The sequence below is a fragment of the Streptomyces sp. NPDC088706 genome (genome assembly GCF_044752765.1).
Taxonomy (GTDB): domain Bacteria; phylum Actinomycetota; class Actinomycetes; order Streptomycetales; family Streptomycetaceae; genus Streptomyces.
Map to the genome: position 1 here is coordinate 545,610 of NZ_JBIVLW010000003.1, position 14,589 is coordinate 560,198.

Sequence of the window (14,589 nt, forward strand, 5' to 3'; positions counted from 1 at the left end):
TCGACAAGGCTCAACCAGGGGTGCTCCGGGGTGAAGTCCCAGGGGCGGCGTCATTCCGGGCAGGCCGGGTACGTAATCGACGACGTCCAGGGCAGACGCTCAGGGGCACGTGCTCAGGCAGACGCTCAGGACAGGTGCCCGGGCAGACGCTCAAGGGTGGACATGATCGCCCAGGAACCTGACAGCGAGTCCGGACGTCCTTACCCGTGACGGCCGCGATCAGTGACGGTCGCGCCTCCGCCCCTCGCGGCGGGGTTCGGGCCCGGCCGACAGGCACGAGGCGCCCGTGGTGGGCGCCCCAGGCTCCACGCAGCTCGGCACCACCCCAGATCGGTTCCACTCGGATCGGTTCCACTCGGCTCGGCTCGGCTCACGCTCGGTACCGAAGGCACGCCCGTACCGCAGAACCTGATGAGCACGTACGCACAGCGAAGAGACGTACACGCGGTGTCCCTCACGCGTGGCGTCATGTGGACTCGGCGTTCAACGGAAAGGAACGAGCGCTCATGCGCGAGATCCTCGGAAGGCGACGCAGGCTCCGGCTCCGGCGCAAGGAGGGTGCCGCCCGGCTTGACGCGGCCCTGACCTTCGCCACCGCATGGCAGTGGCCCGTGCTCCCCGGTGCCGGGACCGCGTCGGCCGCCCTGCGCGACGGGCGCGGCCTCGGCTGCGCCTGCCCCGACCCCGACTGCGCCGTTCCCGGCGCGCACCCCCTCGACCCCGGACTGCTGGCGGCCACCACGGACGAGCGCATGGTGCGCTGGTGGTGGGGCAACCGCCCCACCGCCCCGGTGATGCTGGCCACCGGCGGGCGCGCCCCCTGTGCGGTGAGCCTGCCCGCCCTGGCCGGGGCGAAGGCTCTGGTCGCCCTCGACCACATGGGCATGCGGCTGGGCCCCGTCGTCGCCACGCCCACCCGGTGGTCGCTGCTGGTGGCCCCGTACACGCTGGAGCGGCTCGGCGAGCTGCTGTACAGCAAGGACTGGGTGCCTAGTTCGCTCCGGTTCCACGGGGAGGGCGGGTACCTCGTCCTGCCGCCGTCCGAGATCGGCGCGGGCCAGGTGCGCTGGGAGCGGGCTCCGTCGCCGCTGGTGGACCCCGCTCCGGCGGGCCCGGTGCTCCGCCGAGTCACGAAGGGTGGCGGCGCCGCGGTGAAGGCGAGCCCCTGGCTCCCGGACGTCGAGGCGGTCCTGGACGCCCTGGTCGAGGCGAGCACCAGCGCCCCGGACGGCGGCAGCCGACTCGCGTACTGACGGACGGACGGCCCGGCTCTCACTCGTACGGGTGTGAGCCGGGCCGTATGCGCGGTGAACGGGTGCCGGACGGCCCGGCCGCCGGTCCCACGTCGATATCGTCGCTCCCCATATACCCGATATACCCGCGATTGCCGCGCGGTCGGCAAGGGGGCCACCATGAATCTCCGCATGACCGGTCTCACGGCTGTCGTGATGTCCGCGTGCCTGATTCCGATCGTCGCTTCCGCAGATCCCGGAGGATCTCCGGATGCCCTGCCGACCGGTGACAAATCTGCGGACAGGCCATCAGAAATCCATGAAAAAAAGCTTTCTGATGACCTGTCCGCAGAAGCGACGGAATCCTCTTCACCGGCACGGCCGAAATCGTCGTCGAGAATGAGTGCTGAGAGCGCGGACGCCTCCGACGGTGCGGCATGGTGCGGTCCCGAGCTGGTCTCACCGGAGGGCGTCGAGGCGCAGACCTGTGTCATGACCGGGGGCGGCGAGACCTGGGCGCGTGCCTACTACCGCAACACCTCCGGCGCGGAACTTCGTTCCGTACTCACGCTGATGGGGCCGGGCGGGCGGACGGTGGAGCTGCACTGCGTCCTGGCGCCCCACGACGAGCCGGGCAGCTGCGAGACGCCACGAGGACCCTCGACGGGCGCTCCGGGTGCCTACACGGCGGTGGCGGAGTACGCCGGCCCGGGGCCGGTGGAGGAGGCGCCGCTGCTGCTGCGGGCCGGATCCGAGCGGGCACCGGGCACATCGGACTGAGCCGACGGAGGCGAAACGAAAACGCCCGGTCGCTGGCGACGGGGGATGCACCAGCGACCGGGCTTCTAGAACGGTAACAAGAGATCTGCCGTTCGCAAATTCGATCTCGCTTACAGGGACAGCGATTTACTTGTGAGTACGGGGAGTTGTGACGCGGGTCACCGACTCGCGCGGAGGTGCCGGCAGCGTCAGCTGAGGGTCACCTGGCGGTTGGTGAGGCCGCCGCGGGCCCGGCGCTCCTCGGCGGTGAGCGGGGCGTCGGAGGCGAGCGCCGTCGCCAGCCGCTCGGCGAACGCGACAGCCGGCTTCTCGCACGCCTCGGCGCCCATCGTGCTCGGCAGGTCCCAGACCGGGACGACCAGACCGTGGGCCCGGAACGAGCCGACCAGCCGGGTGTCGTCGCCGAGCGAGGAGGTGCCGGCGGCGTGCAGCCGGGCGAGCGCGTCGAGGAGCTGCTCCTCGGGGTGCGGCATGACCCAGCGCAGGTGGTTCTTCTCGGGGGTCTCGCACCAGTACGCGGCGTCGACGCCGGAGAGCAGCGTCGTCGGGATCGCGGCGGCGTTCGCGCGCTCCAGGGAGGCGGACACCTCGGGGGTGGCGTTCTCCGCGTCGGGCACCCAGAACTCGAACCCGGTGTGGACGACCGGCTCGAACGCGGCGTCCGGGTCGAGCAGATCCTGCAGGCGCGGCCCGTCGGCCGGCACGCGGCGGGCGGCGACCGGGGTGCCGGGCTCGACCTCCAGCGCGCGCTGGAGGGTGTCCGCGAGGTCGCGGCTGAGGTCGCCGGAGGAGGTGTCGTTCTGCAGGGCGAGGAGGACGGAACCGTCGTCGCGGCGCAGGGCCGGCCACGCCATCGGCAGAACGGTGGCGAGCGTCACCGACGGGACGCCCTCGGGCAGCCCGCCCTTAAGCGTCAGCTCGACCGTGGCGGCGGGCACCAGCTCGCGCAGGGCGACCCAGTCGCACTCGCCGGCCAGTCCCTCGAACGGGCGGTGGACGAGCTCGGTCACGGCCTGGGCGGCGGCGCGTCCGTGACACGCCTTGTAGCGACGGCCCGAACCGCACGGGCAGGGCTCACGGGCCCCGACGACCGGGATCTCACCGTCCTTGAGCTGCTGCTTCCCGGCCTTGGTCTGAGGGCGCTTCTTGGCCATGGTGGGCATTCTCCCGATTGCGACAGTGCGGTCTCGGCGCGAGCCTAGCGGCCCGCGGGGCCACCGCCGTACACGTGCCTGCGGCGGCCCTCCCGAGCTCGTGCGTCGGGACTGCCGCTGAACTCGTGCGTCGGGCTGCCGCCTCGACGTGCCGCGCGGGTCTCGGTGTCAGCTCGGGTCTCGGTGTCAGCTCGGGCGGCGGTGTCAGCTCGGGTCTCGGTGTCAGCTCGGGCGGCGGTGTCAGCTCGGGGCGCGGCGTCAGCTCGCGTCGTCGAGGACGTCGGAGAAGTCGAGCCCCTCGAACCCGGTCAGCCCGCCGACCGCACCCGACGCGTCCCTGCCCGGTCCGCCGCCGTGCAGCCCGGGTGGCTTCTGGCAGGAGACGAGGGCCCAGACGGTGACCTCACCCGACGAGTCGTCCCGTACACCCCACTCCTGTGCCAAGGCGCTGATGATGTTCAGCCCCCGGCCGCCGCGTGCCGTCACCGAGGGGGTGGCCGGAACCGGGCGGGTGGGCCCGCCCCCGTCCGTGACCTCCACGGTCAGACCGCCGCCCGACTCCACGCGCCAGGCGGCAAGGACGTCGCCGTCACCGACATCCGTGTGCCGTCCCAGCGGCCTGCCGTGCCGGCAGGCGTTGCTGAGCAGTTCGGAAAGAATGAGAACAGCGTCGTCCACGACCGCGTCCGACACCCCGTTGCTGCGCAACTGCTCACGCATCCGGTGCCGTGCCTGCCCCACGCCCGCAGGGCCGTGGGGAACAGCCATGCTCGACGACGCAGGCACCTCTTGTGCCACCACCAACGCCACCCCCGAGACCTCCTTTGCCCCACGCCACGGGTTGGATGCCCCAGTGAGCTGCACCGGAAACCGGCCAAGGGTCTGCCGGTGACGCACTCGACACATCTGAACGCGCGCTGAATGCGCCGGTGTACTCCCCGTCATGGTGGTGCTGGGGGGTTGTTCACGCGCTGGATGCGGGCTGCGTGTGCTAAACGCGGCCCAGTTGGGACAGAACCTGCTTCGGGCGGTTGGTGATGATCGCTTCGACGCCGAGTTCGGCGCAGAGCTCCACGTCGCCGGGTTCGTTCACGGTCCACACGTGGACCCGGTGGCCCGCCCGGTGCAGCCGGTCGATGTACCCGGGGTGATTGCGTACGATCCGCATGCCGGGGCCGGCGATCCGGGAACCGGCGGGCAGGCGCCCGTCACGCAGCCGGGGTGAGACGAACTGCATCAGGTAGACCGTGGGCAGCGAGGGCGCGGCGGCCTGGACGCGGTACAGGGAACGGCCGGAGAAGCTCATGATCCGGATGGGTGCGGGCTCGTCGGCCGGCGGCTCGGCCAGGCCGAAGCGGTCCAGCAGGTGCAGGAGCCGCTCCTCGACCTGTCCGGCCCAGCGCGTGGGGTGCTTCGTCTCGATGGCCAGCTGCAGCGGTCGCCCGGTGGCCCGTACCTCGGTGAAGAGTTCGAGGAGGCGTTCCAGGGTGAGTACGGAGGTGAGCTCGCCCGGCACCGGATCCCAGTCGGGCGACTCCTCGCGGTCCTTCCAGGAGCCGAAGTCGAGGGCGGCGAGATCGGCGAGTTCCAGGGCGGAGACGGCACCGCGCCCGTTGGACGTACGGTTCACCCGGCGGTCGTGCACGCAGACGAGGTGGCCGTCGGCGGTCAGCCGGACGTCGCACTCCAGGGCGTCGGCACCGTCCTCGATCGCCTTGCGGTAGGCGGCCAGGGTGTGTTCGGGGGCGTCGTCGGAGGCCCCGCGATGGGCGACGACCTGGATCGAGTTGTGCGGGGTGCGCTGCCGGGCGTGGGTCACCCGGGCCATGGTGTCACCGCTGTGGGGGTAGGCGAGCACATGTCAGCCTGGAGGACCTTTTTGTCTGATGTAAAGATTGGTGTGCGGATGCACAGGTCCTGCTTACAGTGGCCCGACGTGTTGTGGGAAAAGCTGACCGCAGACACGTGCACAGCGGATTTCTTGCCTGAAGCCGACTGGATGCCGAGTGGAACCGAGGAGTAAAGAGCTGTGAGCACCGAGAACGAGGGCACCGAGGGCAACGCGGTACCGGCCGTGCCGTCCGTTCCGCCCGCACCTCCCGTGCCGGCCACCACTCCCGAACCGACGACGGACGGGGCCGCGGCTCCGGCGGATGCCGTACGTCCGGCGGCTCCGGCGGCGGACGGCGTACGCGACGGCGCCACGGATGGCTCCGGTACGGAGGCGACGCCGCCGACCGCCCCGGCCACGCCTCCGACCGCGCCCCCGACACCGGCGTACGCCGAAGCACCGCGCCACACCCCCACGCACCAGGGCGCGCCGGCGCACGCGGCCACCCACCAGGACCCTCCGGCGCACCCCGACCCGACCGCGTCCCACTCGCACCACTCGCCCCACACCCCCCAGCAGCCCCAGCACTCCCCGTACGGGACGGCGCCCGAACCCCCCGCGGGCGCCGCCTCCTGGCCCCCGCCCCCGCCGGCGGTTCCCTCGTACGCGGGTGGCGGCGCGGCCCACACGCCCGGCGGCGGTCCCGGTGACGGCGGCGGCAACGGCCCGGTCTGGGGCGCCCCGGCCCCCCAGCCCGGCCACGACCCCTCCCACGGCCCCTCCCACGGCCCGTCCCACGGCAACGGGAAGCGCCGGGGCGCGGGCGGGCTGGTCGCGGCCGTCGCGTTGGCGGCACTCGTGGCGGGCGGCGTCGGCGGCGCACTCGGCTTCTGGGCGGCCGACCGCAACGACAACGGCTCCTCCGGCAGTTCGACCACCGTCTCGGCGTCGGACACCCCGAGGGACATCAAGCGCCCGGCGGGCACCGTGGCCGGGGTCGCGGCGAAGGCGCTCCCCAGCGTGGTCACGATCGACGCGCAGGGCGGCGAAGGTGAGGGCGGCACGGGTACGGGCTTCGTGTACGACAAGGAGGGCCACATCCTCACGAACAACCACGTGGTGGCGTCCGCGGCGGAGTCCGGCGACCTGTCGGCGACGTTCTCCGACGGCAAGAAGTATGCGGCCGAGGTGGTCGGCCGGGCACAGGGCTACGACGTGGCCGTGCTGAAGCTGAAGAACCCGCCGCCGGGTCTGGCACCCCTCCCCCTCGGCAACTCGGAGAGCGTCGCGGTCGGCGACTCGACGATCGCGATCGGCGCCCCCTTCGGCCTGTCCAACACGGTCACGACGGGCATCATCAGCGCGAAGAACCGCCCGGTCGCCTCCGGGGACGGCTCCAGCAACAAGAACTCGTACATGAGCGCCTTGCAGACCGACGCCTCGATCAACCCGGGCAACTCGGGCGGTCCGCTGCTGGACGCGACGGGCGCGGTCATCGGCATCAACTCCGCGATCCAGTCGACGGGCGGCGGCCTCGGCCAGTCCCAGGCCGGCTCGATCGGCCTCGGCTTCGCCATCCCGGTCAACCAGGCGAAGAACGTCGCCGAGCAGCTGATCAAGACGGGCAAGCCGGTCTACCCGGTGATCGGCGCGACGGTGACGATGGAGGAGAAGACCGGCGGCGCCGCGATCTCCGCCAAGGGCGCGGACGGCACCCCCGCCGTCACCCCGAACGGCCCGGCGGCCAAGGCGGGCCTGAAGGCGGGCGACGTGATCACGAAGTTCAACGACACCGTGATCGACAGCGGCCCGACCCTGATCGGCGAGATCTGGACCCGCAAGCCCGGCGAGAAGGTGACCATCACCTACGAGCGTGACGGAAAGACGGCAACGGCCGAAGTCACCCTGGGCCAGCGCCAGGGCGACAGCTGACCGGCTAGGCTGTCCCAAGCGTCGAACCGGCCCCACGGGTCCCTGACGGCCCCTCGGCCATCACGGCTTGCGGGCCGCCGACGCGGGGTGGGTTGCCCGAGCGGCCTAAGGGAACGGTCTTGAAAACCGTCGTGGCGAGAGTCACCGTGGGTTCAAATCCCACACCCACCGCCACAGGTCAGAGAACGTACTGATCAGAAGGGGTGTCCCGACCAGGGGCACCCCTTCGTCATGTGGTCCTGTCTCACCCTGACCCGCTCGTGTACCGCTTTGGATCATGGTGTGTGGACCAGGTGTGGACCACGGTCCGTGGACGGATCAGCCGGCGCACACGCCCGAACAGCAGCGCTGCGAGCAATCCCCTGGCACACTCACCGCGTGATCCCACTCAACCTGGCAGTACAGCGGGACAACATAGCCTCGCTTCCGGCGGCGGCGCTCGTCGCTACATGTGCCCTGGTCTTCACCGTGGCTTCGTTCTGATGGCTCAATGCTCGACAAGGGCGTCTGAAGACCTGGGAGCCGCATTCGTTCGCCATCGTGGCAGATACAGCGAAGGCGCGGCCCCGGTTTCCGCTGGTGCTCCACAACACTGGAGCGAAGCCAATCATTGTGCTTGGCCTTCGCCTGTCATTTCCCGACGAGTCATCGACCGTCCTCCCACTGCCATGGACCAGCACCAGGGATCGCCTGCGGCCGGAAACAGAAGATGCTCTTCGTCTGCCTGCGTGCTTCGCGGTTGATGGCCGAGACGCGGAGCAACAATTCACGCCCATACCTAGCGGCCGAAGCGGCCCAGGGATGAGCTGTCCAAAGTTTCTTTACTGGATCAAGGCGGCCCGCTGGCGCGGGCCGCGCGGCGCGGCGGCCCCAGGCCGCCGCTGGCTCCATGTCTCCGCCACCGCCCGCGACGGCCCCGCCCACTCGCGCCGCAAATCCGGGGAAGCGGGTCGTCGTTACCCGGAGGAACTCCGGAGCTGTCCGAGGGCGAGCACGGCCGACAGCAACGGGGCGCACGCCAAGCCCGCACAGGTCACCGCGGATTGCTGTCCACCCACATGTGGTCGGGGCCGGCGGCCTCCGCGGCTTTACCCACCTGTTCGACTCGGGGCCCGCGTCGGGCAAGTCCAGGGGGCCACTCGATCAAATTCCGGGCAGGATCAAAGCCTGCCCGAGTTGCCGGACAGCGTAAGGCCCCCTGAACATGCCCGACCCCAACCCGAACAGGACACCGGCCAAAGCCGCTCCGGCCACCGGCGTGGGAGAGTGGCCGGCCGATGCAGGTAACGGTCAACCCGCTGACGGTAGTTGGTGTGCGAACGCAAGGCCGCCGGAGTGGCTACGCCTGTGTGGTGTGGCTGAAGCCAAGGGAGATCAGTCCTTCGGCTTGGCACAGCCTGTCCGATGGGCCGCCGACCTCGGTCTGGAGGAGCTGGTAGGCGGCGCCATGGGACTGGCCCCAGTGCATCGCGGACCGCCACAGGGTGCGGCCCAGGCCCTGCCCTCGCGCCTTGGGCAGGACGGCGAAGTACTGGGGCATGAGCTGGGGGCATCCGATCGCGTCGGGCCGTACTTCCATCGGGCCAATCGCGCCCACGATTCGGTCCTCGACGGCGGCGGCGAGGACTGGGCCGCACCGGCCGGCCTGCATTTGGGCGTGGAGGAAGGCCAGGCCATCAGCGGCCATGGCGGTGGCGAACGGGGCGAAGGTCTTCTGCACGGCGGTCGGCCAGTCGGTGACGGGGCGGACCGCGGCGCCGGGGTCGGGGCACGGGCGGGCGGTGAAGTCCTGGAGCTGGATTCGCGTGCCACGCGGGAACCCTGTCTCGGGGCCAAGCGGGCGCACGACCCGGGCATTGCCTGCGTTGTGCACAGCGGCGAGCTTCGCGGCCAATTCGGCGGCTTCATCCACGACGCTGCCACGGTGCCCGTAGGCGAAGACCTTGACGGTGTCGGGTCCGCGCCGGGTCAGTGTGGGGATGAGGGTGTGGTCAGGCTGATGCACCACGTCGCCGCGGAGGACCATTTCGTCCTTCTCGCTGCTCCAGCGTCGGTCCTTGTCGTAGTGAAGGAAGGACCGGTCGGTGACGGCCGCGCGCAGTGTGTCCTCGAAGAGGTCCACAGTGAGGACGTGGGGGTGGACGGGGCCGAGAGTCGGCACGATCGGCGCGGTCAGTACCGGCCGCAGCCAGTCCCAGCGGAAGAGCATGAGCGGCACCCTAGCGGTCGGCAAGTCAGGGCTCAGGCCCCGACGCGAACACGCCAGGGCCTGAGCGGAACCGACTGGATCTGTCGGTCAGTGGGGGTTGTCGTCGCCGGCGTCGCAGGAGCACTCCGCGCTCTCCACGACGTCGTCCAGGTCCAGGACGGCGGTCACCGTGAGAGCTGCGACGGGCGGCGCCGCGCGGCGGGCCGAGGTTGGCGGTCCGGGCAGAAGGTCCACCAGTACGGGCGGTGTCATGATGCGTTCTCCTTGTCGCCGTGTTGGCAGTAGCTGTGCAGCGGCGCCTTGGCTTCCTGGTAGTGCTTGGCCAGGGGGCGGCAGACCCGGCAGGTGCCGGACAGGGCGCAGCCCTCGCACCCTCCGGTGCGAAGCATGAGGCGGTCGGCGATCGCGCCGAGCCGGGTGAGGCCGTCGACGCCTTCAGCCATGAGGTCGATCTGGTCGTCCCGGCCGACCTTGCAGATCGACACCTTGGCGTGCGGGTCGGCGTGGAAGAAGGTGTGTCCCGCGTTGCAGCCGGCGAACGGCTTGCGCTGCCGCAGATGGGCGGCGGACTGGGCGAGCAGCGGCTCGCCGCCGCCGTAGATCGTGGGCGTCATGTTCGTGTAGGCGTGGTTCTCGACGTTCCACTCATCGGCGAGGGCGGCCATCTCGTCCGCTTCGGAGGCGTTGTCCTCCGTCACCACGACGTTGATGCGCAGAGGCAGGCCCGCTTCGCGTGCAGCGTCCATGCCGCGCCGGAACGCCTTCCACGCACCACGGCGCTGGGTGAGCGTGTCGAAGGACTCCTCGCTCGCCCCGTACATGCTGACGACCAGCCGGTAGGGCGGGCAGTCCCGGAAGAGCTTGAGGAGGTCCGGCCGCCAGAGCAACGAGCCGTTGGTGGAAATGGTGAGCATCATCCCGGCCTGCCAGGCGTACCGGTAAGCGCCCTGGAAGTCCGGGTCCATGGTGGGCTCGCCGCCAGTGATCTGGAGCCAGAGGACACCAGCCTCGCGCATGATGTCCAGCAGCCGCACTTTGTCCTCCCAGCCGAGGCCGGAGAAAGGGCGCTCACCGAGGTAGCAATGCTTGCAGCCGAAGTTGCAGCCGAGGTTGATCTCCCAGGAGGCGCGGCAGTAGCCGTACGGGGACGGCTCACGCACCAGCACTGTGCCTTGCGCGCGTCGGCCGATGAGATCCAGGCCCCACAACTCGGCGGCGGTCTGCACCGTCCATGCGGGCAGCGCCTCGCCATCGGCTGCGGCTGTCCGCAGCTCCCTGTAGTCGGCTGCGGGGATCCGGGCCCCGGACCGAGCTCCGGGCTTGAGGAGTAGATGCCCGTCGAGGAACGGGGAAGCGATCAGAGCGTGGGCCATCAGTGCCCTTCCTTCCAGATCACGGAACATGACGGCACGCGCAAGCCCTGACGGCCAGCGCGGCAGTAGATCTCGCCGAGTCCGTTGCACGTGCCGCAGCTCCGGCCGGACGAGTCGGCACCACTGCCTCCGCAGTCCCCGCAGCTCTCGTTGCGAGGGGGGCGAAGGCGCTGGGACGGGGCGAGGGGTGCGCTTTCCACGTAGGAACTCCATACAGAAGAAAGGGCCAGGTAGGTGGGGCATCCACCACTTGCGGGTGGTGCATCCACCCCGGACGCGCTCAGGAAGCGCGAGCCGGAGATCTGAGGGTCAGTAGCCGGGATCTCCAGCGAGGGCCAGGACGACCACCACGACGCTCACGCCGACGAAGTAGAGCAATACAGCGAGCTGTTGGCGCCAACCCCGCGGGTGACGGCGGCTCCGTCGTGCTTGCTGTAAGGCATCCACTACGACGCCCCCGGCTTGACGTCCGCCGGGCTGAGTACACGGGCGGATACCGGTTGGCCGCCACAGCGCGGGCACTCGCACGGCGGGTAGCGGCCCGGGTCCGAGAGGATGACATACGGGTCACCCGACTGGACACGCGTCGTCTGAGACCACGTACGACCGGAGTCGCGGGACACCCGAAGCGTCATGAGGAGGCGAGGCTTCGCAACGAGGTCGAGAGGCCGAGATAGCCGTTCGTGGACGTGTCCCTCAGCGCCGTTCTGCGTTGCCATATCCGCACCCTTCCGCTGCCTCATGCCCGGTCCGTTCGCGACAACTCCCAGGAAACCGCTGGAAGTCGACAGACTCCACGGCATACATGCCGCATTCTTGGATCAGATCCGTGCACGGGTTCCGCAGGCTTCGAAGTCGCGGGAAGGGGGCCTCATGGGGCTAGCCGAACGGCGCAAGACCCTGGGCTACAGTCAGGAGAAATTGGCCGGGTTACTCGGCGTGGACCGCACGACGGTCGGACGCTGGGAGAGCGGCAGGATCCAACCGCAGCCACCCCAGCGGCGAGGCTTGGCCATCGCCCTCGAAGTCAGCCTCCAAGAGCTTGACGCCCTCCTGACAGAGCTACGAGCCGCAGGGCAGGAGGCCACAGGGCAGCAGTCCAGTGACCACCCGAGCGCGGGAGACCCCGACGAAATGATCCGCCGTGAATTCCTCCGCATCCTCACCGTCAGCGGGGCCCTGACGGCCCTGCCGGTCGACGAGGCCGAAGCCCTCACCGACGGGGTGCTGAGGGGGATGCCCGCCGACTTCGAGCGGATGAACAGCCACCTATGGCAGGTCTACCAACTGGCACGTTCCAAAGGCTCGGTCTACCCCGTCATCCGTGACCAGTTGACGACTCTGAACGAAGCACTGGCCGCCAGTCGAGGCAGTTCCCGCCCCCTCCTGAGCGCGGCGGCCGACCTCTTCCAGATGGCCGGCGAAGTCGCCTTCGACGGCAACCGGTACACCGACGCCGCAGCCTCGTACTCTCTCGCGGCCTCGGTCAGCAAAGACGCGGGCGCGTACGACCTGTGGGCCTGTGCCCTCGTACGCCACGCCTACGTGGACATGTCCGAGCAGCGCTACCGCCAGGCGGCGCAGATGCTGGGTGCGGCCGAACGGCTGGCCGGTCGAGGGGACAACGACCTATCGACGCGGCATTGGGTCGCGTCGGTCCAAGCGGAGGCGTACGCCGGCCTTGGAGACCTCACAGCGTGCGAACGCGCACTGGACCAGGCCGAGCAAGTTAGGGACCTCACCGCGGACAGCACGAACGGCGGATGGCTCCGGTTCGACGGCACCCGCCTGGCCGAGGAACGCGGAGCGCGGTATGTGCAGCTCGGACGCCTGGACCTGGCGGAGACGACGTTGAAGACCGCACTGGCGCAGACGGCCCTTGCGTCGGGCCAGTCGTATCGGCGCCGGGGCGCAGTGCTGACCAGCCTGGCCGCCATCGGCGCGAAGCGGCGTGACCCCGATCAGGTTCTTGCGTACGGGCGGGAAGCCATCGGCCTGGCCCGAGCCTCAGCCTCCGGGTACGTCGCCCGTAGACTCCAAGCCCTGTGCGACGAGTTCGGCCCCTTGAGCCGCGACCACCGCGTAGCGGAGCTGGGGGCGGAGATCGCCACGCTGAGCACGCCGTGACGAGAGGGGTAGGCATGTCGCAGACCGAAGGTGCACGACTGTTCCGGGAGACCTGGATCGCGGGAGTGCACCAGCACTTCCACGGGGAGCCGAAGGCCGGCTACGTCACCCCGTGGGAAGACACCCCGCAGTGGGAGCGCGAGGCCGCAGGCTCGGTCTACGACCAGGTCCGACAGTTCATCGAGATCAGCGGTGGCCACACGTCGAGGTTGTCCCGCGAGCAGAAGAGCCGGTTCGTCGCGACGTGCTGGACGGCACAGATGTTCAAGCACTTCGAGGAGCCGAAGCCGGGCTACGTGGCGGACTGGCCTGACCTGCCGTCCTGGCAGCAGGAGACCGACGCCGACATCTTCGAGGCCATCGAGAAGGCGTGCAGCTGATCATCGCTAGATGTGAGTGGGGGAAGAGCACCCGCTAATTGACCTACGCGCGCACGCCCCCGAGTCTGATGTGGACCGGGGGTGTGCATTCTATGTATGCCGCAGTTGCCAGAGTGTCAGAATGGAATTTCTGTTTCCAGTTCCAGCAATCTTTGAGCCTCGGGCTGCATTCCGGCGTCGTTGAGCATGCGAGAGAAATCCGCATGCTTGCCCTTGGGTACCGCTGCCAGTAGATATTCCAGTGTCGTGTGCGATTCGATTCCCGGAATCTCCTCTGTTTTCAGACAGTCGATCAACCTCAAGAGTCGATGCGGTCCACCCTGTGATCCTGCATGTAGGATGAGCTCTCGATCCCCGAGAAAGGCTTCAGGGATAGCTCCGGCGGTCGCCAATGTTATTCTGGGCCATGCGTGCAGCCCGATATCCTCTGCGAGTTTATCGGCGTCGTCCTTCAGTGTGGCCGCGCGCAGCGCTTTCAGGACCTCGGCCAGATCTGGCCTGGTGCCCCCTAGCCAGTCGCCTTTGCCGAGAATGGCGTCAACGAAATTATGTGCGTACCAGAAGCTCAGCTCCCCTTCGGACCGGCGAAGTGCGACTAGAAGCTTGGGTATTTCGGAGGGGTGCTGAGTCAGCAGGCAGGTCTGAAAGTATCGGTTGCCGATATTTTCGGGACCGTCCTCGGCGATCGATTCGAGGATTTCCACTATCTGGCCAGGTGGTGCATGGGCGGCCAAGTTGAGGAAACCTTGGTAATCCATATGTGCGTGGCCGAGTGCAACAACGACAGCTGGCAGCCATGTTTCTAGGGGTTGGCCTGCCCCCTGTCTTACGAGATTTGCAATATCGTCCATGCCTGCGTTGATGAGGGGCGGGATTAGTGCCTCTAGATCAGATGGGTCGCCGGTCTTCTGATCCAGGGATTCCTGGGGGTCCGTCTCGTGTGGCGGCTCAACGGCATGCCGATTTTTGGGCGCAGTGGGGTGTGCTGTCTTTTCTTGCCAAACTTGTTCGTCGGTATCTTCAGGCGGAAGTGGAGCGCCGATCGAATGCGCGTAGTCGGCGCATGCTCGAACCAGAGCCAGCACCTGGACCATTTTCAGACCACTAGTTCCGGAGAACTTATCCTGGATAGAGGCCCGGCTCATCCTTCTGCCTTGGCGATCGGTGAGCTTCTCCAGGTCTCGCAGCGAGGGGTTGCCAGCCCGGACACGCAAGCGGCCCAGCTGTTTCGCCAGGGAGTCATCCATCGCCCCGCCCCGTCTCATGGTTCGTTGCCGCCGCCTGTCCAGAGTCGTCCAGCATCGGCCACAACTGTCCAGCTCAGTTCCGTTCAGACTAGGGCGCGGTGAGCCGACTGTCCGGAGTTCAGCAGGAACGTCCGAGGGGCTGGTGGACAGCTGGGACGCACAGCTTCCCTTGGAGCGTGTCCCCATCAACGGACGCGTTGTCAGACGGTGAGAGGAGCATGGAACCAGTGGATGTGACCATCACGCTCTGGGTTCTGGCCGGCTCGGGCGTGGCGAGCGTTGCATTGTTCGCTGCCAAGGGCCTGCTTGATCAACTACCTGGAG

At 68.9% G+C, this 14,589-nt stretch carries 12 protein-coding genes and 1 tRNA gene; 6 read left to right on the forward strand and 7 right to left on the reverse strand.

Annotated features, from left to right (window positions below):
- Positions 1-506 precede the first annotated feature (506 nt).
- Positions 507-1,253: a bifunctional DNA primase/polymerase gene (locus ACIQAK_RS11925; RefSeq protein ID WP_366391658.1), complete on the forward strand. Its 747-nt coding sequence runs from the start codon at positions 507-509 to the stop codon at positions 1,251-1,253.
- Positions 1,254-1,631: 378 nt separating this feature from the next.
- Complete coding sequence (locus ACIQAK_RS11930; RefSeq protein WP_366391659.1) at positions 1,632-2,012, forward strand: hypothetical protein; 381 nt, start codon at positions 1,632-1,634, stop codon at positions 2,010-2,012.
- A 188-nt stretch (positions 2,013-2,200) separates the two neighbouring features.
- Here ACIQAK_RS11930 and ACIQAK_RS11935 read toward each other — a convergent pair whose 3' ends face one another.
- The 3 genes from ACIQAK_RS11935 to ACIQAK_RS11945 all read right to left on the reverse strand — a co-directional run bounded on the left by ACIQAK_RS11935 (position 2,201) and on the right by ACIQAK_RS11945 (position 4,994).
- Complete coding sequence (locus tag ACIQAK_RS11935) at positions 2,201-3,166, reverse strand: DUF5926 family protein (protein ID WP_366391660.1); 966 nt, start codon at positions 3,164-3,166, stop codon at positions 2,201-2,203.
- A gap of 258 nt (positions 3,167-3,424) precedes the next feature.
- On the reverse strand, positions 3,425-4,063 hold the full coding sequence (locus ACIQAK_RS11940) for an ATP-binding protein (RefSeq protein ID WP_366391661.1): 639 nt from the start codon (positions 4,061-4,063) through the stop codon (positions 3,425-3,427).
- 94 nt (positions 4,064-4,157) lie between these two features.
- Positions 4,158-4,994 (reverse strand): glycerophosphodiester phosphodiesterase, encoded by an 837-nt coding sequence (locus ACIQAK_RS11945; protein ID WP_401848005.1) that lies wholly within the window; start codon positions 4,992-4,994, stop codon positions 4,158-4,160.
- Positions 4,995-5,195: 201 nt separating this feature from the next.
- On the opposite strand from ACIQAK_RS11945, the gene ACIQAK_RS11950 reads away from it, so the two are divergent.
- Together ACIQAK_RS11950 and ACIQAK_RS11955 are read left to right on the forward strand one after the other, a co-directional pair.
- The gene (locus ACIQAK_RS11950; protein ID WP_366391663.1) at positions 5,196-6,929 is read left to right on the forward strand and encodes a trypsin-like peptidase domain-containing protein; all 1,734 of its coding nucleotides are present in this window, start codon (positions 5,196-5,198) and stop codon (positions 6,927-6,929) included.
- Between the two features lie 86 nt (positions 6,930-7,015).
- Positions 7,016-7,103, forward strand: a tRNA-Ser gene (locus tag ACIQAK_RS11955).
- Between the two features lie 1,165 nt (positions 7,104-8,268).
- Here ACIQAK_RS11955 and ACIQAK_RS11960 read toward each other — a convergent pair.
- The 3 genes from ACIQAK_RS11960 to ACIQAK_RS11970 form a co-directional block, all read right to left on the reverse strand.
- Positions 8,269-9,138 carry a GNAT family N-acetyltransferase gene (locus tag ACIQAK_RS11960; RefSeq protein ID WP_366391664.1) on the reverse strand — a complete coding sequence of 290 codons (870 nt, stop codon included), beginning with the start codon at positions 9,136-9,138 and terminating at the stop codon, positions 8,269-8,271.
- A gap of 87 nt (positions 9,139-9,225) precedes the next feature.
- The gene (locus ACIQAK_RS11965) at positions 9,226-9,390 is read right to left on the reverse strand and encodes a hypothetical protein (RefSeq protein ID WP_366391665.1); all 165 of its coding nucleotides are present in this window, start codon (positions 9,388-9,390) and stop codon (positions 9,226-9,228) included.
- Positions 9,387-10,511 (reverse strand): radical SAM protein, encoded by a 1,125-nt coding sequence (locus ACIQAK_RS11970; protein WP_366391666.1) that lies wholly within the window; start codon positions 10,509-10,511, stop codon positions 9,387-9,389. The genes ACIQAK_RS11965 and ACIQAK_RS11970 overlap by 4 nt, the downstream gene beginning before the upstream one ends.
- Positions 10,512-11,384: 873 nt before the next feature.
- Between ACIQAK_RS11970 and ACIQAK_RS11975 the strand changes: the two genes are divergently transcribed.
- Positions 11,385-12,638, forward strand: a complete 1,254-nt coding sequence (locus tag ACIQAK_RS11975) for a helix-turn-helix domain-containing protein (protein WP_366391667.1) — start codon at positions 11,385-11,387, stop codon at positions 12,636-12,638.
- A 14-nt stretch (positions 12,639-12,652) separates the two neighbouring features.
- The gene (locus ACIQAK_RS11980; RefSeq protein WP_366391668.1) at positions 12,653-13,018 is read left to right on the forward strand and encodes a hypothetical protein; all 366 of its coding nucleotides are present in this window, start codon (positions 12,653-12,655) and stop codon (positions 13,016-13,018) included.
- A gap of 116 nt (positions 13,019-13,134) precedes the next feature.
- Here the strand turns inward: ACIQAK_RS11980 and ACIQAK_RS11985 are convergent, their stop codons facing one another.
- Positions 13,135-14,265, reverse strand: a complete 1,131-nt coding sequence (locus tag ACIQAK_RS11985; RefSeq protein ID WP_366391669.1) for a hypothetical protein — start codon at positions 14,263-14,265, stop codon at positions 13,135-13,137.
- Positions 14,266-14,589: the final 324 nt, after the last annotated feature.

Coding starts and splice junctions, on each gene's coding strand:
- ACIQAK_RS11925 (WP_366391658.1), top strand. CDS start 507: ATGCGCGAGATCCTCGGAAGGCGACGCAGGCTCCGGCTCCGGCGCAAG.
- ACIQAK_RS11930 (WP_366391659.1), top strand. CDS start 1,632: ATGAGTGCTGAGAGCGCGGACGCCTCCGACGGTGCGGCATGGTGCGGT.
- ACIQAK_RS11935 (WP_366391660.1), bottom strand. CDS start 3,166: ATGGCCAAGAAGCGCCCTCAGACCAAGGCCGGGAAGCAGCAGCTCAAG.
- ACIQAK_RS11945 (WP_401848005.1), bottom strand. CDS start 4,994: ATGGCCCGGGTGACCCACGCCCGGCAGCGCACCCCGCACAACTCGATC.
- ACIQAK_RS11960 (WP_366391664.1), bottom strand. CDS start 9,138: ATGCTCTTCCGCTGGGACTGGCTGCGGCCGGTACTGACCGCGCCGATC.
- ACIQAK_RS11965 (WP_366391665.1), bottom strand. CDS start 9,390: ATGACACCGCCCGTACTGGTGGACCTTCTGCCCGGACCGCCAACCTCG.
- ACIQAK_RS11970 (WP_366391666.1), bottom strand. CDS start 10,511: ATGGCCCACGCTCTGATCGCTTCCCCGTTCCTCGACGGGCATCTACTC.
- ACIQAK_RS11975 (WP_366391667.1), top strand. CDS start 11,385: ATGGGGCTAGCCGAACGGCGCAAGACCCTGGGCTACAGTCAGGAGAAA.
- ACIQAK_RS11980 (WP_366391668.1), top strand. CDS start 12,653: ATGTCGCAGACCGAAGGTGCACGACTGTTCCGGGAGACCTGGATCGCG.
- ACIQAK_RS11985 (WP_366391669.1), bottom strand. CDS start 14,265: ATGGATGACTCCCTGGCGAAACAGCTGGGCCGCTTGCGTGTCCGGGCT.